20 protein-coding genes and 1 pseudogene are annotated in these 22,396 nt (G+C 58.4%); 8 read left to right on the top strand and 13 right to left on the bottom strand.

Going from position 1 to position 22,396, the window contains the following annotated elements; translation table 11 throughout:
• Positions 1-92: 92 nt before the first annotated feature.
• The 3 genes from GGD50_RS31705 to GGD50_RS31695 form a co-directional block, all read right to left on the bottom strand.
• Positions 93-638, bottom strand: coding sequence for an RES family NAD+ phosphorylase (locus tag GGD50_RS31705; RefSeq protein ID WP_331371190.1), 546 nt, complete (start codon positions 636-638; stop codon positions 93-95).
• Entirely contained in the window at positions 639-1,313 is a 675-nt protein-coding gene (locus tag GGD50_RS31700; protein ID WP_183941158.1) for an XRE family transcriptional regulator, read from the bottom strand.
• Between the two features lie 208 nt (positions 1,314-1,521).
• Positions 1,522-2,241, bottom strand: a complete 720-nt coding sequence (locus GGD50_RS31695) for a GntR family transcriptional regulator (protein ID WP_183941156.1) — start codon at positions 2,239-2,241, stop codon at positions 1,522-1,524.
• 216 nt (positions 2,242-2,457) lie between these two features.
• Here GGD50_RS31695 and GGD50_RS31690 point away from each other — a divergent pair, with 216 nt between their 5' ends.
• From GGD50_RS31690 to GGD50_RS31675, 4 genes are read left to right on the top strand one after another with little or no spacing between them, the layout of a single operon-like run.
• Positions 2,458-3,213 carry an ABC transporter ATP-binding protein gene (locus GGD50_RS31690; RefSeq protein ID WP_183941154.1) on the top strand — a complete coding sequence of 252 codons (756 nt, stop codon included), beginning with the start codon at positions 2,458-2,460 and terminating at the stop codon, positions 3,211-3,213.
• A 13-nt stretch (positions 3,214-3,226) separates the two neighbouring features.
• Complete coding sequence (locus tag GGD50_RS31685; RefSeq protein ID WP_183941152.1) at positions 3,227-4,222, top strand: ABC transporter substrate-binding protein; 996 nt, start codon at positions 3,227-3,229, stop codon at positions 4,220-4,222.
• A 10-nt stretch (positions 4,223-4,232) separates the two neighbouring features.
• Positions 4,233-5,003 (top strand): ABC transporter permease, encoded by a 771-nt coding sequence (locus tag GGD50_RS31680; RefSeq protein ID WP_183941151.1) that lies wholly within the window; start codon positions 4,233-4,235, stop codon positions 5,001-5,003.
• Positions 5,004-5,015: 12 nt separating this feature from the next.
• Positions 5,016-7,385 (top strand): CehA/McbA family metallohydrolase domain-containing protein, encoded by a 2,370-nt coding sequence (locus tag GGD50_RS31675; protein WP_183941149.1) that lies wholly within the window; start codon positions 5,016-5,018, stop codon positions 7,383-7,385.
• Between the two features lie 157 nt (positions 7,386-7,542).
• Here GGD50_RS31675 and GGD50_RS31670 read toward each other — a convergent pair whose 3' ends face one another.
• From GGD50_RS31670 to GGD50_RS31630, 9 genes are all read right to left on the bottom strand, one after another.
• Positions 7,543-8,790 (bottom strand): SfnB family sulfur acquisition oxidoreductase, encoded by a 1,248-nt coding sequence (locus tag GGD50_RS31670; RefSeq protein WP_183941147.1) that lies wholly within the window; start codon positions 8,788-8,790, stop codon positions 7,543-7,545.
• Positions 8,791-8,822: 32 nt separating this feature from the next.
• The gene (locus GGD50_RS31665) at positions 8,823-9,617 is read right to left on the bottom strand and encodes an ABC transporter ATP-binding protein (protein WP_183941145.1); all 795 of its coding nucleotides are present in this window, start codon (positions 9,615-9,617) and stop codon (positions 8,823-8,825) included.
• 89 nt (positions 9,618-9,706) lie between these two features.
• Positions 9,707-11,041, bottom strand: coding sequence for an ABC transporter substrate-binding protein (locus GGD50_RS31660; RefSeq protein WP_183941143.1), 1,335 nt, complete (start codon positions 11,039-11,041; stop codon positions 9,707-9,709).
• Between the two features lie 96 nt (positions 11,042-11,137).
• A complete protein-coding gene (locus GGD50_RS31655; RefSeq protein WP_183941141.1) occupies positions 11,138-12,181 on the bottom strand; it encodes a branched-chain amino acid ABC transporter permease in 1,044 nt (347 codons plus the stop codon).
• Position 12,182: 1 nt separating this feature from the next.
• Entirely contained in the window at positions 12,183-13,079 is an 897-nt protein-coding gene (locus GGD50_RS31650; RefSeq protein ID WP_183941139.1) for a branched-chain amino acid ABC transporter permease, read from the bottom strand.
• The gene (locus GGD50_RS31645; RefSeq protein WP_183941137.1) at positions 13,079-13,990 is read right to left on the bottom strand and encodes an ABC transporter ATP-binding protein; all 912 of its coding nucleotides are present in this window, start codon (positions 13,988-13,990) and stop codon (positions 13,079-13,081) included. The genes GGD50_RS31650 and GGD50_RS31645 overlap by 1 nt, the downstream gene beginning before the upstream one ends.
• Positions 13,991-14,110: 120 nt before the next feature.
• Entirely contained in the window at positions 14,111-15,220 is a 1,110-nt protein-coding gene (gene sfnG, locus GGD50_RS31640) for a dimethylsulfone monooxygenase SfnG (RefSeq protein ID WP_183941135.1), read from the bottom strand.
• 32 nt (positions 15,221-15,252) lie between these two features.
• Positions 15,253-15,828, bottom strand: coding sequence for an FMN reductase (msuE, locus tag GGD50_RS31635; RefSeq protein ID WP_183941133.1), 576 nt, complete (start codon positions 15,826-15,828; stop codon positions 15,253-15,255).
• 684 nt (positions 15,829-16,512) lie between these two features.
• Positions 16,513-17,175 (bottom strand): DUF1684 domain-containing protein, encoded by a 663-nt coding sequence (locus GGD50_RS31630; protein ID WP_183941131.1) that lies wholly within the window; start codon positions 17,173-17,175, stop codon positions 16,513-16,515.
• A gap of 37 nt (positions 17,176-17,212) precedes the next feature.
• Between GGD50_RS31630 and GGD50_RS33140 the strand changes: the two are divergent.
• Positions 17,213-17,332 (top strand): annotated as a pseudogene (locus tag GGD50_RS33140) (non-homologous end-joining DNA ligase); the annotation flags it as partial.
• A 238-nt stretch (positions 17,333-17,570) separates the two neighbouring features.
• Here GGD50_RS33140 and GGD50_RS31625 read toward each other — a convergent pair.
• Positions 17,571-19,406 carry a methyl-accepting chemotaxis protein gene (locus tag GGD50_RS31625; RefSeq protein ID WP_183941129.1) on the bottom strand — a complete coding sequence of 612 codons (1,836 nt, stop codon included), beginning with the start codon at positions 19,404-19,406 and terminating at the stop codon, positions 17,571-17,573.
• 555 nt (positions 19,407-19,961) lie between these two features.
• On the opposite strand from GGD50_RS31625, the gene GGD50_RS31620 reads away from it, so the two are divergent.
• The 3 genes from GGD50_RS31620 (at position 19,962) to GGD50_RS32635 (ending at position 22,052) form a co-directional block, all read left to right on the top strand.
• Positions 19,962-20,729, top strand: a complete 768-nt coding sequence (locus GGD50_RS31620; RefSeq protein ID WP_183941127.1) for an IS6 family transposase — start codon at positions 19,962-19,964, stop codon at positions 20,727-20,729.
• Positions 20,730-21,076: 347 nt separating this feature from the next.
• A complete protein-coding gene (locus GGD50_RS33130) occupies positions 21,077-21,679 on the top strand; it encodes an NYN domain-containing protein (RefSeq protein WP_331371191.1) in 603 nt (200 codons plus the stop codon).
• 13 nt (positions 21,680-21,692) lie between these two features.
• Entirely contained in the window at positions 21,693-22,052 is a 360-nt protein-coding gene (locus GGD50_RS32635; RefSeq protein WP_210319032.1) for an MbcA/ParS/Xre antitoxin family protein, read from the top strand.
• Positions 22,053-22,396: the final 344 nt, after the last annotated feature.

Raw genomic sequence — 22,396 nt, 5'->3', positions numbered from 1 at the left:
ACCACTGCAGAGGTTCGCGCCTCTGTCGCTGGTTTCTCAAAACAGGCTGACCCGGAGGTCATTGATCACAGCGGCAAGGCCGGTCGCGCCTACTAAGGGCACACCGGAGCGAGTTTTGAGACGGCGCGTCCGAATACCGCGATGTTCGTGTGTCCGTTGAGCCGCGAAGAATAGATGATGCCGTCCGGCCGGGATTTGTGCTCGTGAAACGCCAGCGACCACGCACGCGCCAAGCTTTGTCGCGAGGATTTCGCGACGTCCGTCGGAACTCCCATTCTGAGAGCATGATCATCGCGCAGATCGACAAGGCGAAGTTCTTCTGTCGTTTTGATCTCGGCGAACCGCCGTGCATGAATTTCGTTCTCCTCAATCGGGAGATCTCCGATCAGACCGTCGCGGCGGTCGCGAAGCACGGCCGCCAGAAAGCACACCTTGAGCGTATCGCCCAAATAGAGCACACCGAACCGCCTTGCGGCGTCACGCCGGCGTGGATCGCTGAACCGGCTCGGCGTCTTTCCAAAGCCCAACGGGTCGGGAAAGGCGCTCGCATAGATCCGGCCGAAACGAGACCCTGGAGGAACGACTTCGAGATCGAGTGACGAATGTTCGAAACCGGCAGGCGGCCTGATACCGGTCATTTAGCGAAAGTCACCGCGGGCGACACTTTCGGCTGCGGCAATCGCATCGGCGTCCCGACCTCGCTTCAAGGCATCGAGTCCCGTGCGACCGTCAAGCGCCCCATGTGGCGAGACCAGAAAGCGGTACACCGCCCAGGATCCTGCCAAGATTTCATGCAGTTTTGGGAGCGCGGCATAAGGGCGACCGTCGTCATCGAGTTGCCACACCGGGAAACGAAAACCACGTTTGGCACCGTCCAGGCCAAGCACCTGTCCGCTTTGACGCTTCGTGTTGACCGTGACCCGCGAAACCCCCAAGAGATCCGAAAACGCGTCTGCGCTCAGCATATCATCGTCGCCCAGGATCTCTGCGACACGACGGCGACCGCGTTCCCGCGCAGCCGCCAAAGCGGCGGAGAGTTCTTCGTCCTGTTTGGAACCCTCTTCCACCGGGAACGCATGTTCAACTTCCGACGGGTCTTCCTGGACAATCGAAATCATCTGCGCTCCGGCGAGTGGATCAACAACGACGCGGAAGCTAACTTGGTGACCAGCCTTCTGGCCGAGTTCGACAGCCTTGGTATACTGCCTGAGGAGGGCTTTCTCGAAGTCGGCTTTTCGGGGTAATTTCATCGAGAATGCGATGCTAGGAGCTTCGCCTTTGAGTTCGCTTGCTGTCGTTTTCGTGACGGGCATGACAACCAACCTTTCATGATCTGAAGATAGGCGACACGAGACAACTGGTCAAGTTTGTTAAGTTTGTAAAGCCGCATAACGCTTTTCCATCCCCGCAACGGTCTTTCGCGAGACGGCCTCGTGTTTCGGAATCGATTGCATCCCTTAAAAGGAATCGAACCGATGATCACTGGATCAGCGATGCTGGAATAGCTTGAAATCCTCTATATTAGATAGACATTCGATTACCGAGGACAAATTTGTATCGCTCGGGCCGGATGAAGAATTCCGACCACTCGGCGCAAGCGCCATGATCGAAATAGGACGTTCGTTCGAGGACGAGCAAAACAGTATTTGCGGTAGCGCCGATCAAGGACGAGATGCGAGGCGGTACGGCGCGTGCGCCTATCGCGATCTCGGCGGAGGCAATATCAGCACCGGCTTTGTCTTTGAGGAGAGCATAAGTCGGCCGTTGTTCGGCCGTTTCCAAATCCAACTCGGACATGACAGCGGGCAGAAGGCTTCGGCCGAGGGCAATGGGCTCGTCGTCGACCATATGAAGGCGCTCCAACAGCGCGCATTTTGCTCCGAACAACGAGACAAGTGCCGACGGCGTTTCAATCGCGGTCAGTTCGACGATCCGCATGGTGGCATCGAAACCCTGCACCTTCAGCGACTCGTGAAAACTGCGCAGCGTATCGATCTGATGGCGTACCTGCTTGCCGGCGACGAAAGTGCCTTTGCCTTTCCTGCGCTCAATCAGCCCGTCCTTGTCGAGCTGCTCGAGCGCTAGGCGGACAGTGACGCGGCTGACGTCGAAGCGCCCCATGATCTGCGATTCCGATGGCAGTCGTCCGGAGGGCTCGTATGTCCCTTCAACGATCTCACGACGAAGGCGATCGGCGATCTGGAGGTACATCGCCACCGGATTGTTGCGTATCAGGCTCATTGATTTCCTATCGAGGTTGAAAAGACCATGGACTCTTGCAGCTTTGGAATAGCGTTCTCCTTTGCCGCCGGACAAAGAAAGGCTCCATGTTGATGACCTGTATTATAATGTATTACAACTTGGGCCAATTCCAATCCTAGGTCATTCGAACGCAATATGGCATTTGTTTCCCCAGCTCGGCAGCAGTCACACGGTGCCACCTTCTCGGTGAATGGCATGGGTTTTGCCTACCCCGAAAGCCGACGTAGCATATTCGAACGGTTTTCGCTGGAAGCCCGCCCGGGAGAATTCGTGGCGGTTCTGGGGCCGTCCGGTTGCGGCAAGTCAACGCTGCTGAATCTCCTATCCGGCTTCCTGCGCCCGCAATCAGGGCATGTCACCATAGACGGGGCGCCAGTTGCGCCAGAACATCCGGCGCTCGGATATGTGTTCCAGTCACCCAATCTTTTCCCCTGGCTGAGCGTGCTGGAAAATGTCCGTTTCGGCCTTCGTATGAATCGAAGGGGAACGCCGCAGGAGCAAAGGGCCATCGCGCTCAATTTTCTGCGGCTTGTCGGTCTGGAAGAGCAAGCGGAGGACCCTCCTCACCGGCTCTCGGGTGGCCAGCGTCAGCGCGTTGCGCTTGCGCGCTCACTGGCGCTCGAGCCGCGCCTTCTGCTCATGGATGAGCCTTTCGCGGCACTCGACTCCATGACGCGTTCAGCCCTCAATGACGAACTGCTTCGCATCTGGTCGAGCTTGGGGCAGACCGTGCTGTTCATCACGCATGACATCGACGAAGCGATCTATCTGGCGGACCGCGTCCTGGTCCTCGGCCTGCCTCCGACCGGCATCACGGCCGAAGTGACAATCGATTTGCCGCGTCCGCGCGACCAGCGCGGCACGCGAGCCGATCCATTGTTCGCGCAACTGCGCGAACGGCTCTCCGAGCAAATCGCCAAGCTCACGGCCGGCAATCAACGCGTTATTTGAAAAGGACTATTCGATGAAAAGCATTTTTCCTGCAGTTCTTCTCGCTTTTGCGGCAGCTTTGCCCGCCCATGCTGAGGATAAGCAACCGCTCCGCATTGGCTGGGTGCAGGCGATGGCGAATGCGCCTGCCTTGATCGCCGAGGAGAAAGGCTATTTTCAGGAAGAGGGATTGACCGTTGAACTCAAGGGTTTTGGCGATGGTCCGGTCATCCAGCAGGCAGTGGCTGGAGGCGAAATCGATGTGGCCTATATCGGTGCGCCGCCGGTCTATCAATGGGCCGCGCGCGGCCTCGACGCGAAAATTATCGCCAAGGTGAATTATGGTCAGGCGGCCTTGATCGCGAGGGCCGATGGCTCCATTCGGTCGCTCTCAGACCTCAAAGGCAAGAAACTTGCTGGCGTCAACAGGGGAAGCGGCATGGATGTGCTGCTGCGCGGCTTCGTCCTGAAGGAGGCCGCCGGCCTCAATCCCGACGCCGACCTCCAACTATCGCAGATGCCCGTGGGCAATATGAACGCCGCCATCGATACCGGCGTGGTGGATGCCGCCTTTTCATGGGAGCCCTTCATCAGCCAGTCGGTGCTCCGAGGCACAGGCCGCATCGTCTTCGATGTGAACGGCGCTCTGCCTGGCTACCCGTGGTATGTCGTGGCAGCACCTGCAAAAACGCTGAAGGAGCGGCCGGACGACCTCGTCAAATTGCTGCGGGCCAATGCCAAGGCCGTCGCCTTTCTCCGGAAGAACCCTGAAGAGGCCAATCGGATCATCGCGCAGGGTTTCAAGCTGGAATCCGTGAAGGCCGCTGATGGAAGTATCGTTCCGCCGGAAGTGATCGTTGCGGAAGCCAGGAAACGCCTTGGCTGGTCCGCCGAAATCGAGCCATCCGACCGCGCCTTCATCCAGCGACTCATCAACTACTCCGTCGATCTCGGCATTCTCAATAAACCGCTGAATGTCGACGACATCATTGACGACAGTTTTGCCGCGAAGGCGGCCGCTCAGCGGTGAGATCCGATCAATGAAGAAATTGAACGCGCGGCTGCATTTTCCGCAACCGTCCTGGCGCTGGGCAGCGCTTCCGTTCCTGCTTGTGGTGTGGTGCCTGGCGGCAAGCCGGGTTCCGTCCTACGTGCTGCCACAGCCCTGGGAGGTGGCAGCCGAGGGACTGCGCTGGGTCCAGTCCGGGGAGCTCGGCCGCCAGTTTCTGGCCAGCTTGTTGCGGGAGTTCGGCGGCTTCGGCGCGGCGATCGTGGCAGCGCTCATTATTGGCGTGTCCGCCGGACTTTGGCGGCCATTCCGGGAGTTCGCCCAGCCTCTGCTCGGCCTGTTCATGGCGATCCCTCCGATTGCCTGGGCGCCGCTTTCCCTGATCTTCTTCGGCCTCGGATATCTATCGATCGCCGTGGTCATATTCATCGCGTCGGCCTTTCCGATGGCCGTGACGATCCAAGAAGGCGTGCTCTCCATTGGCCGCGGCGAGGTGCACGCCGCCCGCATTCTGGGCGCCAAACGATTTCAACTGTTGGCGCATGTGTATCTTCCTGCCTCCCTCCCCTTCCTGATCGCCGCATTACGCATCGGCTTTGCGCAGGCATGGCGCGCGCTCGTCGCCGCCGAGATGATCGGCGCCTCCCAAGGGATCGGCTGGATGGTCGCCATGGGCGGGCAGGTTGGCAATTCGGCGCAGGTGCTTCTCGGCATCGCGCTGATTGGACTTACAGCGTGGCTCATGGAGAGCCTCGTGTTTCGACGGATAGAGCGCCGCTACGAAGGCTGGCGCGGACAATAACGGACCTCTCCCATGACAGAGACTTTGCCGCGTAAGGCGCCCCAAACCACCGTACATTCACCAGCCGGCCTTGCCGCCTATTTCGACACGCTTCCCTTCCTCGGCCGTCTCACCTGCCAGAGACAGACGCTGACCGCCGGCGAGTGGACTGAACTGGAACTTGTCTATGAGGTCGGTGCTGTCGGCCTTGCCGATGGCGCATGGCTGAAGCTCGCCTTCAAATTCTATTCCGATTGGGCATTATTCCAGACAACGGACCCGACGGGCGCCAACTACGTTTCCGCCGAGTATCATGCCGGACCGCTGGTTCTTGGCCAGAGCCCGGCGACGGTGCAGGCGCTGAAAGTGCGCTTCGACCAGAAGGGGCACGAGCGTCCCTTCCAGAAGGCCGTCATCATCGATGTCGTCGACGGCTACCTCAATCCCGGCGACAGAATCGTCATCCGCCTCGGCGATCGGCGGCAGGGCGGGGCCGGCACTCGCGTGCAGACTTTCGTGGAAAAGGCATTCCGTTTCCGGCTGTTCATCGATCCGTTGGGAAGCTCGAAATTTGCCGAAGTGCCGGGCGACTGCAAGCTCGAAATCTCGGCCGGCCGGCCCCACGCCCTTCAGGTCATGGCTCCGCGCCTTGTTGGCCTCGGCCAATCCTTCGATGCGATCGTGCGCGTCGACGACATATGGGGGAACACCTGCCGTGACCGCAATTTGCGGGGCACGCTGGTAATCACCGCTCCCGATGCGACGCAACGCACGGAGGCGATCGCGCTAGCCGCGCAGGACTGGACATTCGCGCGGATTTCCGGCCTTTCCTTCACTGAAACCGGCGAGTGGAAACTGGAAGCACGGCTGGAGGACGAAGCTTTTGTCGCCACAGCCCTCGCCTATGTGCAGAGTGAAGAAGGCGCCTCGCGTCCACTCTACGCGGATCTGCACGTTCACTCCGACGACACCGTCGGAACCAACGACGCGACCTATAATCTCACCTATGGACGGGACATCGCCGGACTTGACGTGGTGGGCTATACCGTCAACGACTTCAACATCACCGAAGCGAATTGGGACAAGGCCGTGGAGATTATCCATGGCCTCAATGAGCCCGGCCGCTTCGTCTGCTATCCGGGCACCGAATGGTGCGGCAACTCCGCAGCCGGCGGCGACCGCAACGTCGTCTTCCTTCGTGACGGCAAGCCGCGCTTCCCCTTTGATGAAAAAGGGCAGTCTCTTCGCTCTTTCGAATGGAATGAGACCACCGCCGGAACGATCCGACCCGGCGTGTGGCCGGTCGATCGGCTCCATACCGCCTATCAGGACGATCCGGAGGGCCATTTGCTGATCCCACATGTGGGCGGCCGGCGCTGCATTCTGGATTGGAACCACCCGGAGCTGGAACGTCTCATCGAGATTGGTTCCGCCTGGGGACAATTCCATTGGCTCTACACCGAAGCACTCGCGCGCGGATACCGGGTCGGTGCTTCGGCTGCGAGCGACGAGCACCAAGGCCGATGCGGTGGCGGTGTACCGGCGACCGGAACGTTCGGTTCGCGCGGCGGACTGACGGGCGTCATCGCCGACCGCTTCGATCGTGCCGGCGTCGGCAGCGCGCTCCGAGCACGGCGTACCTTTGCCACGACCGGTGAACACAGTTTTGCTGTTCTGTCCCAGGGAAAACATTTGATGGGCGAAGTGTTCAACGCCGAACTTAACAAGCCGCTCTCCTATCGTCTGCTCGGCCATGCCGGCTGGGAAGAGGTTCAACTCTATGACGGCGATCGCCTCGTGTGGAGCCGCGATCTGCATGCGGAGGCGGGTTTCAGCGAACGCAGTGTCCGCATCCGTTTCGGCGGTGCGCGCATCAAGGATCGCTATCGGGCGGCTTACTGGAGCGGCGATGTCGCCGTGACTGGCGCGGCGCTTCTTGATGTTTATGGGGTCGGCTTTGACCATCCTGAACAGAGCGTGTGGCGCACGGGCCTTGGCAAGCTTGGCTTTAGAACGGCAACGCATGGCGATATCGACGGTATTGAGCTGAAGCTCTCCGATCTGCGCGACGCTCACATCACCATCGACGCCAAACTCCACGGCTACAGCAAGATCGGCGACCCGCTTCAGCCGCCGCCGCATGTGCATGCCCCCGAGGCAAGGCTGGGAGTTAGTGGGAAAGATCTGATTGCGAAGGGCTCGGTCACCCTCGACCTGCCGGGCGTCGAGCTGCGCCTTATCGTGGAAAGGGTGACAGACCAGCCTTTGCCGCGAGATCTTGCTGGCGAGATCTCGCTCAACAAACTCGAGCTCGATCCGGGGCGAGAGCATCCGTTGTTCCTGACGGCGCGTCAGCGGGACCAATCGCGAATTTGGACGTCTCCGCTGTTCTTGAAGCCTTGAAAATTATTGCTTCTAGACGCGACGGTCGGTTGTGGCTCCTCTCACCGTCGGCCCGCTTTGGCTCCATCATGTATTTGGCAGAGGCCGCATTTGGTTTGCTTGCCACGAGCCTTGAGGTCTCTCACGCCGAAACGGCGCAAGAGACCTCTGCGGATCGTCAACTCCACGCATGCAGCGGGGGATTTTCGCCATTCAGGAAGTATCTTCCGAGAATGGCGTATTTCCAGCGCACAGGGTCATGGAGCGTATGGGTGCGCGCATTGCGCCAATGGCGATCGAGATTGTGCTCGGCGAGCGTTGAGCGGGTGCCGGCCAGCTCGAACAGCTTGTTGGTCGCCGCAATTGCGATTTCGGTCGACAGGATCTTGGCCTCGGCCGTCACGATCTGCGCCTCAGCTACAGTGTCGGCATTGGGGTTCAACACAGCGCGGTCGATTGCATAACCGGCTTTTTCTAGAAGCGCTTGCGCGGCATGCAGGCGCAGCGTCAAATCGCCGACGGCCTGGATCGTATAAGGATCCTCCCAGGCATGATCCTGGCCGCTATCCACCCACGCCCGGCTCTTTGTGCGCACGAAGGCAACCGTCTCGTCAATGGCGGCCTGCGCGATACCGGTGTCGACGGCAACCTGGATGATCTGGAAAATCGCACTATCGGCGGTCGGCACTTCATAGCCCTTGTATCCGGGCACGAGATGGGTCTTCGGCACTTTGACGTTGTCGAGCAGCACGGTGCCCGACAGCGTCGTGCGCTGCCCAAACGAGGACCAGTCATCGATGACGGTGAGCCCTGGCGCATCCCGCTCCGCTATCGCATACCAGGCCCGCCCCTCGTCATCGAGCGCGACGATCGGCACCAAATGCGCCAGCAACGCACCGGAGGAATAGAACTTGCGCCCGGTGACGACAACGTGGTCGCCGGCATCGGTGAAGCGCGTTTCGAAATCGACCGCCCGTTTGGAACCGAATTCCGAAAACGCGTTGCCGAAGCGGGTGCCTTTCAGCACCTCGGCGAACAGAAGCTTCTGCTGGGCGGGATCCGATACGGTCCGGATCGCGGCGACGACGCCCAGATGGTTTTGGGCAATCTGGCCGATCGAGGAATCGGCTGCCGATATGATCTCGATGACCTTTGCGAGCGTGGCGTACGAAACCTCCGGCCCGCCGAAGGCTTTTGGCACATTGATGGACCACAAGCCGCTTTGCGAAAAGGCATCCAGTTCGGCGACGGGCCATATGCGTTCGCGGTCGCGCTTGGCCGAGTCCTTCACGAATTCGGCCGCAAGCCGGCGGGCAACGGCGATTGCCTCAGCATCGTCCTTGATGACATGGGCAGGTTCGGCCGGGCGAGGAACGGCAGGCACAGCCTTGACGGCATTTTCGGTATTGACCTGTGAGAGCGTCATGATGGTTTCTCCTGGTTGACGATGACGGCCGATCAGGCCGGTGGGAGGTTTGTTGCTGCGGGTGTGAGTACCGGCATGGATTTCTGACCGAGATAAAATGCCTTGACGTCGTCGCGCCCGCGCAGCTCGGCTGCATTTCCCGAAAGCACAGCAGCGCCGTTTTCGAGGACTGTCGCGCGGTCGGCGTAACGCAGGGCGATCGCCAAATTCTGTTCGGCAACGAGAATGGAAAGGCCGCTTTCAACATTCAGCCGCCGCAGCGTCCGGAAAATATCCTGCACGACGATTGGCGCCAGCCCCATGGACGGTTCGTCGAGCACCAGCAGCTTTGGACGTGACATCAGCGCGCGTCCGATCGCCGCCATTTGCTGTTCACCGCCCGAGGCAAGGCCGGCCGACGCGCGGCGCTTCACCTTCAGCCGGGGAAAAATCGTGTAGATTCTCTCCAGATCCGCGGCGATCTCAGAGCGCGAGCCGCTCCGTCCGATACCGCCGGAAACGAGATTTTCTTCGATGGTCAAATTACGGAAGCAATGCCGGCCCTCAAGGACCTGCACGAGACCGGCGCGCACCAATTCGGCCGGCGTTGCCGTAGTGACGTCGCGGCCCTCGTACAGGACGCCGCCGGCGGTAATCTCGCCGCGCTCGGCCGGAAGCAGATTCGAAATCGCCTTGAGCGTCGTCGTCTTGCCGGCGCCGTTAGCACCTAGAAGGGCCAGAATCTCGCCGCGGCGCAATGTAAAGCTGACACCGTGGAGCGCCGTGATTGCTCCATTGTAGGTCGCTTTGATCCCGTCCACGCTCAGCAGAACGTCTTTTCCAGCCATGGTCCACCCAATCTCGGTGTGGTTTCGTGTGCGAGCCGGGCATCGGCAGAAAGCAGCAGGGCCGCGCTGCCGATGCCCAGCCACGGGGCTCAGTTCGTCACGGCCTGTGCGTCTTCAGACGTGCGCAACTTGATGCCCTTTTCCTTGGCGTAGGCTTCCGAAGATTTCTCGATGATCGGCCGGAGCAGTGCCCAGTCCGGCGCAATCCAATCGGAGACGACGTTCCACTTCTTGCCGTCCCACTGCTGGAAGGTCACGTAGCCGTTGCCCTCGTGATTGTCCCAGGTGACGTTGATGGAATGGAACAGGCCTTTGGCGCCAAGCGCCTCGACGCGAGCCGGATCAAGCTGGAGATGCTCGAAGCCCCAGCGAACCTCGTCGCCGGTCAGGGTGCGGTGTCCGAACTTTTCCTGGGCGATACGGATCGCCTCGACATTCAGGATACCGTTGACGATGCCGAGATTGTGGTAGACGGAGCCGATACGCTTCTTGTCTTCGAGATTGCCCTTGCCGTTGTCATAGAGCGTTTTCACAATCTCCTGGACGATTGGATATTCCGTGCCGGAGGCTTGGGTGGTGATGGCGGTATATCCCTTCGCGGCGTCGCCGGCCGGGATCACGTCCTCTTCCGAGTTGGACCAGACATTGCCGATGATGTGGTCGGCAGGAAAGCCGGTCTTGGCCGCGGTTTTCAGGGCGACCGGGTTCATGACGCCCCAGCCGCGCAGCACGACATAATCCGGCTTGGCGCGGCGTATCGTCAGCCATTGCGCCTGTTGTTCATTGCCCGGATGCGGTACTTCGATCTGCTGCAGTTCGAAGCCATATTTCTGCGACAGGAGTTCATAGATCGGGATCGTTTCCTTGCCGTAAGGCGAGCCGTGATAGAGCACGACGATCTTCTTGCCCTTCAGCTTGTCGAGACCGCCGAGCTTGGAGCCGATGTAGTTCACGATGCCCGAGGTCTCGCTGTAGGGATTGAGCAGCAACGGAAAGACATAGGGGAAAACGCGGCCGTCGGTGGAATCCGTGCGACCGTGGTTGATGGTGATCAACGGCACCTTGTCCTGCGTGATGCGGTCGATCATGGCGTAGGCGATGCCGACGGAAAGGGGATTCCAGGCAGCAATATTCGGATTGCTCTTGAGGCGCTCATAGGCCTCGACGCCACGCTCCACCTCGTACTGCGTTTCCGCTTCCGACCAGGTGAGCTTGACGCCGTTAACGCCGCCGTCGCGCGTGTTGATGAGGTTCAGGTAATCGATGAAACCGCCGAAGAAGCCCGTGCCGCCGGCCGCATAGGGCCCGACGCGATAGCTCTGCAGCGGGAAATATTGTTCGTCTGCATGGACGGCCGGTATCGCAACCGAGACGGCCAGTCCAGCCGCAATGACAGCGGCCTTCAATTTCGCAAGCATGGTCATATTTGGATACACTCCGGGTATTGTCCGGTGTGATGGCCGGAACTGGGTTGAACGAGCGATGGGTTTGGTGTTTTCGGAGCTTCTGCCCCGGCGTGGTCAGGCCAGCCTGCCGATGGGAGAGCCCAACCGCATTCGGATCTTGCTCCAGAGGGAGGAAAGCCCGTCCGGTTCGAGGATCAGAAACAGAATGATCAAGGCGCCGAGCACGATGCGCTGGCTCATATCGAGCACGCCGGAATCGAAGACATCACCAAGCAGGAGCGAGCCCAGCCGGGACAGCACGAGCGGGAAGACGACGATGAGAGCGGCGCCGAGAAAGGCGCCCCGCGTCGACGCAACCCCGCCGATGATGATGATGAAAAGGATCTGGAACGATCGGTCGAGATTGAAGCCGGCCGGCTCGACGGTCCTCAGATAGGAAAAGGCCCAAAGCGCTCCCGCGACCGCGATGATGAAAGAGGAGATCGCGAAGGCCAGCAGCTTGGTTTTCAGCACGGGCACACCGATGATACGGGCCGCTATCTCATTGTCCCGAACGGCGATGAAGTTGCGGCCGGTTTGAGAGGTCGTCAGCCGATGCGCCAGGAAGGTCAGCACCACGACGATCGTAAGCGAAAAGAGATAGCGGCCTGCCGGGCCTGTAAATTCCACGCCGGCAAGCGTCAAAGGCGGCGCATCGATGACCCCGGAGGCAGAGTCGTTGGAAAACCAGCTAAATTTGGTAAGGGCCCATTGCACGAAGAACTGCGCGGCAAGCGTCGACACCGCCAGATAAAAGCCCTTCAATCTAAGGCTTGGCAAGCCGAAGATGATGCCGATCGCCGCCGCCACAAGGCCGGCCAGCAGGATACTGACGATCAAAGGCAGGCCATCGATACGCAGGTTGAAATTATACGCGGCAAAGGCACCGACGGCCATGAAGGCCGCGCTTCCGAGCGAGACCTGACCTGCATAGCCGGTAAGCAGATTCAGTCCGACACCGGCAAGGCTGAGCGCCAGGAACGGCAAAAGGATCGCCTCGAACAAATAGGTCGAACCGATAAAGGGGACGAGGAGATAGGCGCCCGCAAGGATGGCAATCGGCGTCAGCCAGCGGCTGAAGAGCCGTGTGGGATGAAGATCGGCGGTAACGACAGCCATATCAGACCCTTTCCACGAGCTTTTGCCCAAACAGGCCGGAGGGGCGGATGAGGAGGAAGGCGAGTGCTGCGACATAGGCGATCCAGCCTTCGATGCCGCCGCCGAAATATTCGCCGATATAGACTTCCGCGAGCTTCTCGGTCGCGCCGATTAACAGACCGCCGACGATCGCGCCCAGAACGGAATCGAAGCCGCCGAGGACGAGGACGGGCAGCGCTTTCAGCACCACCAATGACAGAGAGAACTGCACGCCGAGCCGCGCGCCCCACAACAGGCCGGCAACCAGCGCCACGACACCGGCAGCCGCCCAGACCGTTGCCCAAATCCAGGGGAGTTTAAGCCCGACCGCAAGTGCAGCGAACTGATCGTCCGCGACGGCCCGGAATGCCAGCCCAATTCGGGTGTAGCGGAAGAAGGCAGACAACACCGCCACCATCGCGGCAGCAACTGCCGCCGCAAATAGATCGAACTGGCTGATGAACACACCGCCGACATCAAAGGGAACATCCTCGATCCCCAGCTCCAAACGGTGGACCTGCGTGCCCCAAATGAGCTGAGCTGCCCCCTCGATGATATAGGAGAGCCCAAGTGTCGCCATGAAAAGCGTGATCGGCGGCTTGTTGGTCAATGGCCGCAGCACCGTACGCTCGACGGCGAGACCGATCAGCACCATGACGATGAAGGTAAGGACAAGCGCGAGCGCGAAGGGAAGGCCGCGCTCAAGCAGGCTGACGAAGGTCAGCGCGGCAAACAGCAACATCGCCCCTTGCGCGAAATTGAGGACGCCCGACGTCTTGTAGATCAGCACGAAACCGATGGCGACGAGCGAATACATGATGCCCGACAGCAAGCCGCCAACCAGCACTTCGATCAGAAACAGCCAGTCGAAATCTGCCATCAGATGCCCTCCCCATCCTCGTTTTCTGCGACAACGCCGAGATAGGCGTCAATGACGCGCTCGTCGGCACGAATTTCGGCTGGGCTGCCATCGGCGATCTTGCGCCCGTAATCGAGGACTGCGATCCGGTCGGAAAGCTGCATGACCACGCCGATATCGTGTTCGATGAGGATCACCGTCGTGTCATACTGATCTCGGGCAGACCGGATGAAGTCCGCCATGTCGTTCTTTTCGCTCGCCGTCATCCCAGCCATGGGCTCGTCCAGAAGCAGGATCTTCGGTTCGGCCACCAAGGCGCGGGCCAGTTCGACGCGTTTTTGCAGCCCGTAGGGAAGCGTGCCTACGAGACGATCGCTAACCTGATCCAGATGCAGGAACTCGAGGATACGGGCCGCCCGCTCGCGCGCATCCGCCTCTTCGCGGCGTGCGCGGCCAAGGCCAAGGATCTGCCCGGCAAAGGTCGAGCGCACCTTATACGCTCGGCCGGCGACGACATTATCGATGACGCTCAAGCCCTTGAACAAGGCGAGGTTCTGGAACGTACGGGCAACGCCGAGCGATGCCAGCCGTTCCGTCGGCACATGGCGATAGGAGTTGGAACCGATTCGAACATGGCCATGGTTCGAGCGATAGACACCGCTGATAACGTTGATCAGCGAACTCTTGCCGGCGCCATTTGGACCAATGATCGCCCGGATCTCCCCCGGCTCGACAGAAAGGTCTACATCGACCAAGGCAGCGACGCCACCGAATGACAGGCTGATGCCATGCAAAGAGAGAGCATGGGTCTCTTCGTCATGCTGCGGGATGCCGCCGGTATTGCCCGGTGGCAACGCGCGGGCAATCTGGTCGCCGGAGCCCCGCAGCGTACCGGGATCCAGCACGTCAAGGGAATAGGTCGCGGCAGGCATTCAGTGTCCTCCATTCGGCTCGGGCGCGGCTTGAACATGCCACGCCGATCCCGTCGGCGTGGACCAATCGGCCCACGCGCCGATCATGTTTCACTTGCGAGGTATTTTGCTGCAGCGAGCCTATTCGGCTGCCACCGGCTGCGTGCTGGCGGCCTCTTCGAGCTCACGAACCAGCGGGATCACATGCTTGCCGAAATACTCGACCTCCTCCTGGAAGTGCAGGAAGCCAAGCAGGATCAGATCCGCACCCGCCTGCTTCAGCGCCACAACCCGCTCGGCAACCTGCCGTGGCGTGCCGATAAGGTTCGAGCGGAAGCCATCATTATATTGAACAAGGTCTTCGAAAGAGGATTTCGCCCAATTTCCTTCACCTTCCGGCGACGCTTTGCCGGCGTTCTTTACTTCATGCCCGAAGGCATTGACCGCCTCCGGATTGGCTTTCTCGATGATCTCAGCAAGCACCGCCTTGGCTTCTTCCTCCGTCTCGCGCACGATTGCAAAGGCGTTGACCCCGATCCGCACGGAGTGGCCGTTCTCCTTGGCCTTCGACTGAATATCGTCAACCTGCTTGCGAATCTCGGCCGGCGTATTGCCGTTGGTAAAGTACCAGTCGGAGACGCGTGCCGCCATGTCGCGAGCCGCACGGGAGGAGCCGCCCTGGAAGATTTCCGGCTGCGGATCGATCGGCTTCGGCTTCAGCGAATAATTGTTGAAGCGATAGAAATCGCCCCGGAAGGTGAAATTATCCTCTGTCCAGATACCGCGAAGCGCACGGATGAACTCCTCCGACCGGCGATAGCGTTCGTCATGATCGAGCCAATGCTCGCCAATGGCGGCGAATTCGCCGCGGAACCAGCCGCTGACGATATTGACCGCGACGCGCCCGTTGGTCAGGTGATTGATAGTGGCAATCTGCTTGGCGGCAAGGGCCGGATTCCAAGGACCAGGCAGGATCGCGGCGATCACCTTCAACGTCGTCGTCGATTCAAGCAGGGCGTGGCTGAATGAGACGGACTCATGCTGAAATTCCGCCCCATAACCTGCCGTGAAACGGATCTGGCTCAGGGCATAGTCGAAACCGCTCGCTTCGGCGATCTGCGCAAGCTTTCTGTTGTATTCGATCGTCCAGCTTGTGCGCTGTTCGATATTCGAAATCACCAGCCCGCCCGAAACATTCGGCACCCAATAGGCAAATTTGACCGGATCGTTCGAGGCATTGGAAAAAGTCATGTAAGGCTCCCTCTTGAATTTCGTTCTATGGACTAAGCTGCCAGTCCGCTGTGTTTCCCCGACGCGGCGACCACTCCGATGTCGATCGCCTGCGTGATAGCCGCGACCTCCTCGACGGCTCGATCTACACGCTCGAAGACGGCAGGATTTGTGAGTTCGTAATCGGTAAAGTCGGCCTCAAGCGCATAGATTGCGGTCGGGACGGTCAGCGCATTGAAGAAGCCAAAGAGCGGCCGCAATTGGTGCTCAAGCATCAGGCCGTGCAACGGCGTGCCGCCTGTGGCAACTAAAACGATACGTTTGCCCGCCAATGCCCGATAATCGACAAGGTCAAACAGATGCTTCAGCGCACCACTATAAGACGCGCGGTAGACGGGCGATCCGACGATGATGATATCAGAGCCTTCCACCGCGGCAATGATCGCCTTGCCCTCGGCATCGAGCTGATCTGCTCTGAGCGCGCGAAAGAGCACGGGTGCCGCATCGACAAGCTCGATGGACTGCACATGGCCACCGACACGCTGCCGCAAGCGATCGACGATGAGGTTGACCAAGGACGCCGTCCTAGACGGTCTTTTGACATTGCCGCTGAGTGCGAGGACGTTCATGATGGCGATAAATCCGGTTTCGATTAGATAATTTACCCTATAGTTTTAGTAGCTTTTAGATAGGAGAAGATGTTCTAATCTTCGAAGCAAAGCGGATTGAATGCTGTCGTTAACGGCGTCTTATCGGAAGAATTTTCTCTGAGGTAATGTCGCTTGCTAGTAAGACGGGCGCTGAAGAAATGAGGCAGGAGCGCTGCTAGCTAACCCATACATGAGACTGGAGCCGTGATCCTTCTACGTTCCTAGCAACTAGGATCCCAGCCGCGATGATGCTGACATTCCTTATACACGCTCTTGAACCAACTCGAACCCTCGACCAACCATTTCGATTGGCTGGCATAAGGTTCTGTTATGGAACCACAGCTTTTGATCTATTTAAAAAGGTCTTTTAGATCGAAATTTAACTCGGCTGAAAACTGGCCTCAGCTCTGACAAATAACCTTTGGGCGCAAGAATTGAGGCGGCTGAAGCGCGGCTGGGCGACAAGCCATGACCTGTCGTTCTTTCTTGACAATGCAATTCTGATGTCAACTCAACTACCAGCCTCGAGCCCAATCAAAATAGCTATCAGGCGACTGGATGCAGTGAAGGTCAATCGCACCGACAGTGAATGGCAGCAAGTAGAACCCAATTTGCAAGTGATGTGCTTTCATCACAATCACTGCATCTCCGCTTCACCGCGGCTCATTTCGAGATAAGTAGCCGTTCTCCGGCTCTTACCCCGCCTTTCAGTCGATTACCCGATGGCGCTAATGGACAGACATAGCGGGAAGAATAGGCACACGACGGAAAATAGGAGAAGTTGAAATCGAGCACTAGTGTGCCGTCTGGACGGACAACTCCGAGATCCGCTCCCTTGATGGTGTCGAGGAGATATCGGCCACCGCCATAAGTTTCGGTCCCTGAGGTCGCGTCGACAAAAGGCAGGAACACGCCACCGCCGTACCCCTCAATCCAGTAAAGGGTCAACTCGCCACCCAATCTAGTCTCCAGCCCCGCTGTACGGGAGAATGCATGCATCGACAGGTCGCCATCCACCCCCGTTGCGACGGTTGTCCGTTCCGGCGTTACCGGGACAAGCTGTACCGTCAGGCGCAACGAGGGATCATAAGAAAATGTCGTTGGCCCTTCGAACTTCTCGCGGTCCGCCAATTCAATTGGCGACTGAGGATGGTCGCGAAACAGGGTCGAACGGGTGTCGCACCAAAGCCGCCAGGCGGCAACCGCGTCCGGACTAGAACGCACCTCGTAGTAGAGATTTGCGATCTTCTCGCGCCATTCCCACAGTTGTTGAGTCTCGTTCAAATCATTTCCCCCCATGTCAGAAATGACGCGGCTTTCGTTCATCGAAACGCTCGCCCAATCATCGCGGCACAACTATATACTTGCCGCATCCGGCAAAAATGAGGGTAACCGTGCCTCCGACGCAATCCCATACGCATTCGATCTCATCCATCTGGACGGACACGATCTGCGCAATGTCGAATACGGATCGCGCCGACATAAACGATCAGGAGCTGAGCCAGGCTCTCGGCGACGACACTCTCAATGAACTCGCCGCTAAACTGGTCTCTCGAGGGAGGAAATTCTAGGTCGACCTTCCGAAGGCGTTCGACAAGTTGACGCCAAACGGAAATGCGCCGGCGCCAAAGCAGGCCGAAGAGTTGACCTCGCCACGGAGTTCGTTGGGGCCACTGCTTATTGGCCTTGTTCAAGTTAGCGACGCAGCTCCGATGCCGCGATTAAGCCGCCATGATCCGCACAGTATTTCTCATCGCGAAGATCTGCTCTGCGTCGCCGGCAATATGAAACTGGTTGACAAGATCGCGCAACCTGCTCGCCTCGCTCGACAAAGATGCGGCCGCTGCCGTCGATTGCTCGACCATCGCCGCGTTCTGCTGAGTGGATTGATCCATTTGATTGACCGCAGTGTTGATTTCGGCAAGTCCCGTGGACTGCTCTCGCGCCGAAGTCGCGATCGCCGCCATTAGCTGATTGATCTGAGATACATGGTCACTGATCGATTTTAGCGACTGGCCAGTCTCAAGGACCAGTTTCACGCCATTGTCGACTTCAGCTGAAGATTTCTCAATGAGGCCCTTGATCTCCTTGGCCGCGGTTGCCGCACGCTGCGCGAGTTCGCGGACCTCTTGAGCGACAACGGCAAAGCCTTTACCAGCTTCCCCGGCTCGAGCAGCTTCAACGCCTGCGTTAAGCGCCAGTAAGTTTGTCTGGAAAGCGATCTCGTCGATGACAGCAATAATATTGGAAATCCGCTCCGAGCTGTCCTCGATTCGCCTCATCGCGTGTTCGGCTTCAGATACCACCGACGCAGAACGTTCGGCACTGACATTAGCCTTCTGTGCGACGTCGCGAGCCTCGTCGGTTCGCTTGGAGGCTGTGGTAACATTGGCGGTAATTTCATCAAGGGCCGCCGCCGTCTCTTCCAATGAGGCGGCCTGCTGTTCCGTACGCTTGGAAAGGTCTTGCGCCCCCAATGCGATTTCGCGCGTTCCGCTCTCGATGCTGTGCACCGTCTTTAGTACAGCGCCGATGGTGGAACCGAGCTGTTTGAGTGACGCGTTGAAATCCTCTCGCAATTGCTCGTACTCTGCGGCGAACGGCTCCGTTAGCTGGACGGAGACATCCCCGCCAGCCAGACGCCTTAATCCATTTCCCAACGTTGTCGTGGCAAACCGCAGTTGTCGCGCTTCTTTTTCGGCACGGTCCTGTTCTGTGGCACGCGCTGCCTCTGCCTGGCTCCGCGATGTGGATGCTTCCTGCTCCAATCGAAGAACATTTATCGCATCTTGTCGGAAAACCTCCACTGCCGCAGCCATCGCGCCAATCTCATCCGCGCGGCCGGCGTAGGGAATAGCACTTTGCAGATTTCCATCAGACAAGATTTTCATGGCGTCAGCAATTCGCCGGATCGGATTTGCGATACCCAACACAGCGAATATCGTTCCGGCAAAGGCGACTAAGATCGCGAGAGTCGCGATTATTGCTGTTACAGTGAACGCGTGGCTTGCCGTGGCGCTACTTCCAGCGACGTAGGTTTCGGCCTGGCCCAGGATGAAAGCCACCAGGTCCGCAATCCTTTGGCCCACCTGATCAGATTGCGGCTCCATGCTCTCGCGGAAAAAACTGACCGCCTCGGCTGTCTTCCCGCTATCCTGCAGGCGGATCATTTGCTCGGCGAATTCGTCATATTTCTTAAGTTCTGAACTGACTTGATTAATCAGCTCTCGGCCTCGCTCGGTTCGGACGCCTTTGACATATTCATCAATCGCCCGTTCGACTGCAGTGTTCGCATCGCTGAGGAGCTCTGCTTCGGCAGCTCGATTGTCTGGTGACGCCTGCAATAGATAGCGCGAGTAAGCGAGCTTAAGATCAGAGAAGTTGCCCTTGATATCTCGGGCGGTGACCAGGCGCTTCATCCAGAAGCCACCGATTTGGTGGGTATCGTCGTTCAGCGTCGAGATCGTGCTGAGGGAACTGTACGACAAAACAACGAGGAAGATACCGATGACTGATAAGACTGCAATGAGGGCCTGCTTGACACTCGGGCGCTTCATTCGAATCTCCAGCTCCTGAGGATGACCGCGCGGGTCGGGTATCTGTAAGAATTTGCCCGATCTATTAATTTAGAATTAACTTTATTCGGTCCAGCCATCGCAGGCTGAATTTCCGATCATATTGCAAACGCCGCCTGGTAAAGCGCTTTCGGCGCCGCTACCAAGAGTTTGTATTCGCGAGCCAGTTGCGAATCACGATGACAACGCGGCCAAACGCGTTCAACTCTGACATCGAGTTGAAGAGAGGGGGCAGGTCGGATGTGTCCTTCAGTTTTTCATTCATCTGACATCGCCTGAGAGCCGCGCTCATGGGTGCTCACGCCGCTCGCTTTGACTTTCCGAGACGTCTGATTGCCTGCTCGAGCGGTCGCTCGCTATCACAATAGTCCTGCCAGAACGAGCAAGAAGCGCAGGCACGATGCGAACCGTGAACCGCTTGGGGTTGAGATCGGACTTCAGCTGTATCCAGGTGAGTGGCACAGATAATCGAGGGCTCTGTTGCAAAAATTCGGTTGATCACCGAAAGAGCGCCGGTGATTTTCAGCGAGATTTTTGATGAGCGATTTCAAATGGCGTCATTTTCAGGGTGAAGTGATTTTGTGGGCGGTTCGATGGTATTGCCGCTATGGGGTGAGCTACCGCGACCTTGAACAAGTGATGGGTGAACGAGGTGTCGCGGTCGATCATTCCACGCTCTACCGGTGGGTCCAGAAATACGCGCCAGAGATTGATAAGCGGCTGCGCTGGCATTGGCGCCGACCCCAGTCAACAAGCTGGCGGGTTGATGAAACCTATGTGAAAGTCCGCGGCCAATGGACGTATCTTTACCGGGCCGTCGATAAATTCGGCAATACGATCGATTTCTATCTTTCGCCAACTCGCAATACCAAAGGGGCCAAACGCTTTCTCGGCAAGGCTTTGAATGGATTGAAAGACTGGGAAAAACCGACTGTGATCAACACCGACAAGGCACCGACCTACGGCATTGCGATTTCAGAGCTGAAGGCAGAAGGCAAATGCCCTGAAGAGCTTTTGCATCGGCAGGTGAAATATCTGAACAATATCGTTGAGGCCGATCACGGTAAGCTCAAGCAATTGATCAGGCCGGTCAGAGGGTTCAAGACACTGAAAACGGCCTATGCGACCATCAAAGGTTTCGAGGTGCTGCGGGCGCTGCGCAAGGGGCAGGCTGCGATTTTCAACCTGACCGGCGACGCTCGAGGAGAAGCTCGTATCGTTGAACGGGCTTTCGGCATTGGTCCGAGCGCATTAACGGAAGCCGTGGCTCTGCTCGCCCCGAATCTCGAAACTCAAACCGCCTGACAATGGAGAAAGTGGGAACTTCCCTGCAATCCAAACTTTTTGCAACAGAGCCCCCACGGCATAGAGCGCGGCCGGCCGGTATGGGCGGTGGCCCTTCTCCCGATTCACTCGTCGCGTGGGATGCGTGATTCCGTTGCGGACTTGCCGAGAAATGCCTATCTTGGCTCAATTCACGGAGAAACTGCCGGTTTCAGGTCGTTGATGGCTGTCAATGTCGGTTGACGAGAGAACTATTCGACACTATGTTGAAACCTAACAACTAACCCAGCATCCTGAGAGACATGGGCTCCGGGCGGTTGGGGTAAAAAGCCGGCGCAAGCCGGTTTTTTTATGTCTTGGGGGCAGGAGTGCCAGCATTACGAACACGCGTCTATATCGACGGCTACAATCTTTATTACGGTTGCCTTCGCAAGACCGCCTTCAAATGGCTCGACGTCCTGAGCCTGTTCGAAACGCAAATTTTGCCGACAATCCTCTACAGGCCGACACTGAACGCCGAGCCGGCAACGATGCCCCTGCATCCGGACTGCGCGATCAAATATTTCACAGCCAAGATCATCGAGAGTGCCGCCAAGGGCGAGGATTCGGTGTCTTCACAGGCCCAATATCACAATGCCTTGACGACGCACTGCGGTGGCAGGCTCTCCTTCGTAATGGGCCATTATTCCCTTTATAAGGCCAATCAGCACATCGTTCCGGCCGACGATCCGAAGCGCTGGCCGCGCGATTGCGACAAGATCCAGGTCTGGAAGCTCGAGGAAAAGCAGTCGGATGTGAACCTGGCGCTTCATCTCTACGACGATGCCTTGAGCAGCGAGGTCGACCAAGTGGTGCTTGTCACCAATGACACCGACCTGACGCCGGCGCTGGAGATGTTGAAGGCGCTGCCCGGATATCGTCCGCGGCCTGGTGATCCCGACGCGCAAGGCTGGCGGGGGCGGGGACCTTGAACGCGAGGCAAACGTGTCGCTGGCGAAGCTCGCTCATTGGGTCAGGCGGCATATATCGGATGATGAATTGCGCGCGTCGCAATTGCCCGATGTCGTCCCCGGCCGCCGGCGGGCCAGCGTCAAGCCGCATTCATGGTATGCGAAGCCGCATCATCTGGCGAAGATGCTGGAGATGGCCCGCCCGGTGTTGCGCACCGAAGGCGAAGTCCTGAAGTGGGCGCGCAGGGAGAGCGCGCATCTCGGCGGGCGTCGCCCGATCGATCTGATCGAGACGGATGCCGGCGCGGTCGAGGTCTTCGACTACATCGAAGCCTATATACGCGAGCAGCTCGATAAGGCCGGTGATCAGGACGATCTGTCCTCGAAATCCTGAATTTGACGGTTGGGAAGGGAGGGCTCTGTTGCAAAAAATTCTTGTGATAGAATGAAATTCCAAAAAGCCTTGGACAGCTGCCAAAAAACAGCTTCTTTGATATTCCGCCACCTCGAACTGCAGCTGCTATGAGGCTGTTCAAGGCGATTTAATATCAATAGAAGGATTATTTTTCTCCAATTTTACGCCCCAAAAAATTTTTGCAACAGAGCCATATTTGATTCACTGTGGGGTCGTCGCCCCCAGAAATTGTCGGGCGAAATGAAAAACTGACCCCCTAACGAACCGAAGAACTGACCCCTCGTGTCAAAACGAGGAGTGATGGATGACGAGCACGATTTTAT

Origin of the sequence: Martinezella paranaensis, from assembly GCF_014200235.1 — a bacterium.
Classification (GTDB): Bacteria; Pseudomonadota; Alphaproteobacteria; order Rhizobiales; family Rhizobiaceae; genus Rhizobium; species Rhizobium paranaense.
Note: the sequence above shows the minus strand (reverse complement) of the source record. Positions and strands in the feature narration are given on the sequence as shown.

What these genes read in the sequence shown, in the direction of transcription:
- GGD50_RS31705 (WP_331371190.1), bottom strand. Translation starts at nt 638, where the DNA reads ATGACCGGTATCAGGCCGCCTGCCGGTTTCGAACATTCGTCACTCGAT.
- GGD50_RS31700 (WP_183941158.1), bottom strand. Translation starts at nt 1,313, where the DNA reads ATGCCCGTCACGAAAACGACAGCAAGCGAACTCAAAGGCGAAGCTCCT.
- GGD50_RS31695 (WP_183941156.1), bottom strand. Translation starts at nt 2,241, where the DNA reads ATGAGCCTGATACGCAACAATCCGGTGGCGATGTACCTCCAGATCGCC.
- GGD50_RS31690 (WP_183941154.1), top strand. Translation starts at nt 2,458, where the DNA reads ATGGGTTTTGCCTACCCCGAAAGCCGACGTAGCATATTCGAACGGTTT.
- GGD50_RS31685 (WP_183941152.1), top strand. Translation starts at nt 3,227, where the DNA reads ATGAAAAGCATTTTTCCTGCAGTTCTTCTCGCTTTTGCGGCAGCTTTG.
- GGD50_RS31680 (WP_183941151.1), top strand. Translation starts at nt 4,233, where the DNA reads ATGAAGAAATTGAACGCGCGGCTGCATTTTCCGCAACCGTCCTGGCGC.
- GGD50_RS31675 (WP_183941149.1), top strand. Translation starts at nt 5,016, where the DNA reads ATGACAGAGACTTTGCCGCGTAAGGCGCCCCAAACCACCGTACATTCA.
- GGD50_RS31670 (WP_183941147.1), bottom strand. Translation starts at nt 8,790, where the DNA reads ATGACGCTCTCACAGGTCAATACCGAAAATGCCGTCAAGGCTGTGCCT.
- GGD50_RS31665 (WP_183941145.1), bottom strand. Translation starts at nt 9,617, where the DNA reads ATGGCTGGAAAAGACGTTCTGCTGAGCGTGGACGGGATCAAAGCGACC.
- GGD50_RS31660 (WP_183941143.1), bottom strand. Translation starts at nt 11,041, where the DNA reads ATGACCATGCTTGCGAAATTGAAGGCCGCTGTCATTGCGGCTGGACTG.
- GGD50_RS31655 (WP_183941141.1), bottom strand. Translation starts at nt 12,181, where the DNA reads ATGGCTGTCGTTACCGCCGATCTTCATCCCACACGGCTCTTCAGCCGC.
- GGD50_RS31650 (WP_183941139.1), bottom strand. Translation starts at nt 13,079, where the DNA reads ATGGCAGATTTCGACTGGCTGTTTCTGATCGAAGTGCTGGTTGGCGGC.
- GGD50_RS31645 (WP_183941137.1), bottom strand. Translation starts at nt 13,990, where the DNA reads ATGCCTGCCGCGACCTATTCCCTTGACGTGCTGGATCCCGGTACGCTG.
- sfnG (WP_183941135.1), bottom strand. Translation starts at nt 15,220, where the DNA reads ATGACTTTTTCCAATGCCTCGAACGATCCGGTCAAATTTGCCTATTGG.
- msuE (WP_183941133.1), bottom strand. Translation starts at nt 15,828, where the DNA reads ATGAACGTCCTCGCACTCAGCGGCAATGTCAAAAGACCGTCTAGGACG.
- GGD50_RS31630 (WP_183941131.1), bottom strand. Translation starts at nt 17,175, where the DNA reads ATGAACGAAAGCCGCGTCATTTCTGACATGGGGGGAAATGATTTGAAC.
- GGD50_RS31625 (WP_183941129.1), bottom strand. Translation starts at nt 19,406, where the DNA reads ATGAAGCGCCCGAGTGTCAAGCAGGCCCTCATTGCAGTCTTATCAGTC.
- GGD50_RS31620 (WP_183941127.1), top strand. Translation starts at nt 19,962, where the DNA reads ATGAGCGATTTCAAATGGCGTCATTTTCAGGGTGAAGTGATTTTGTGG.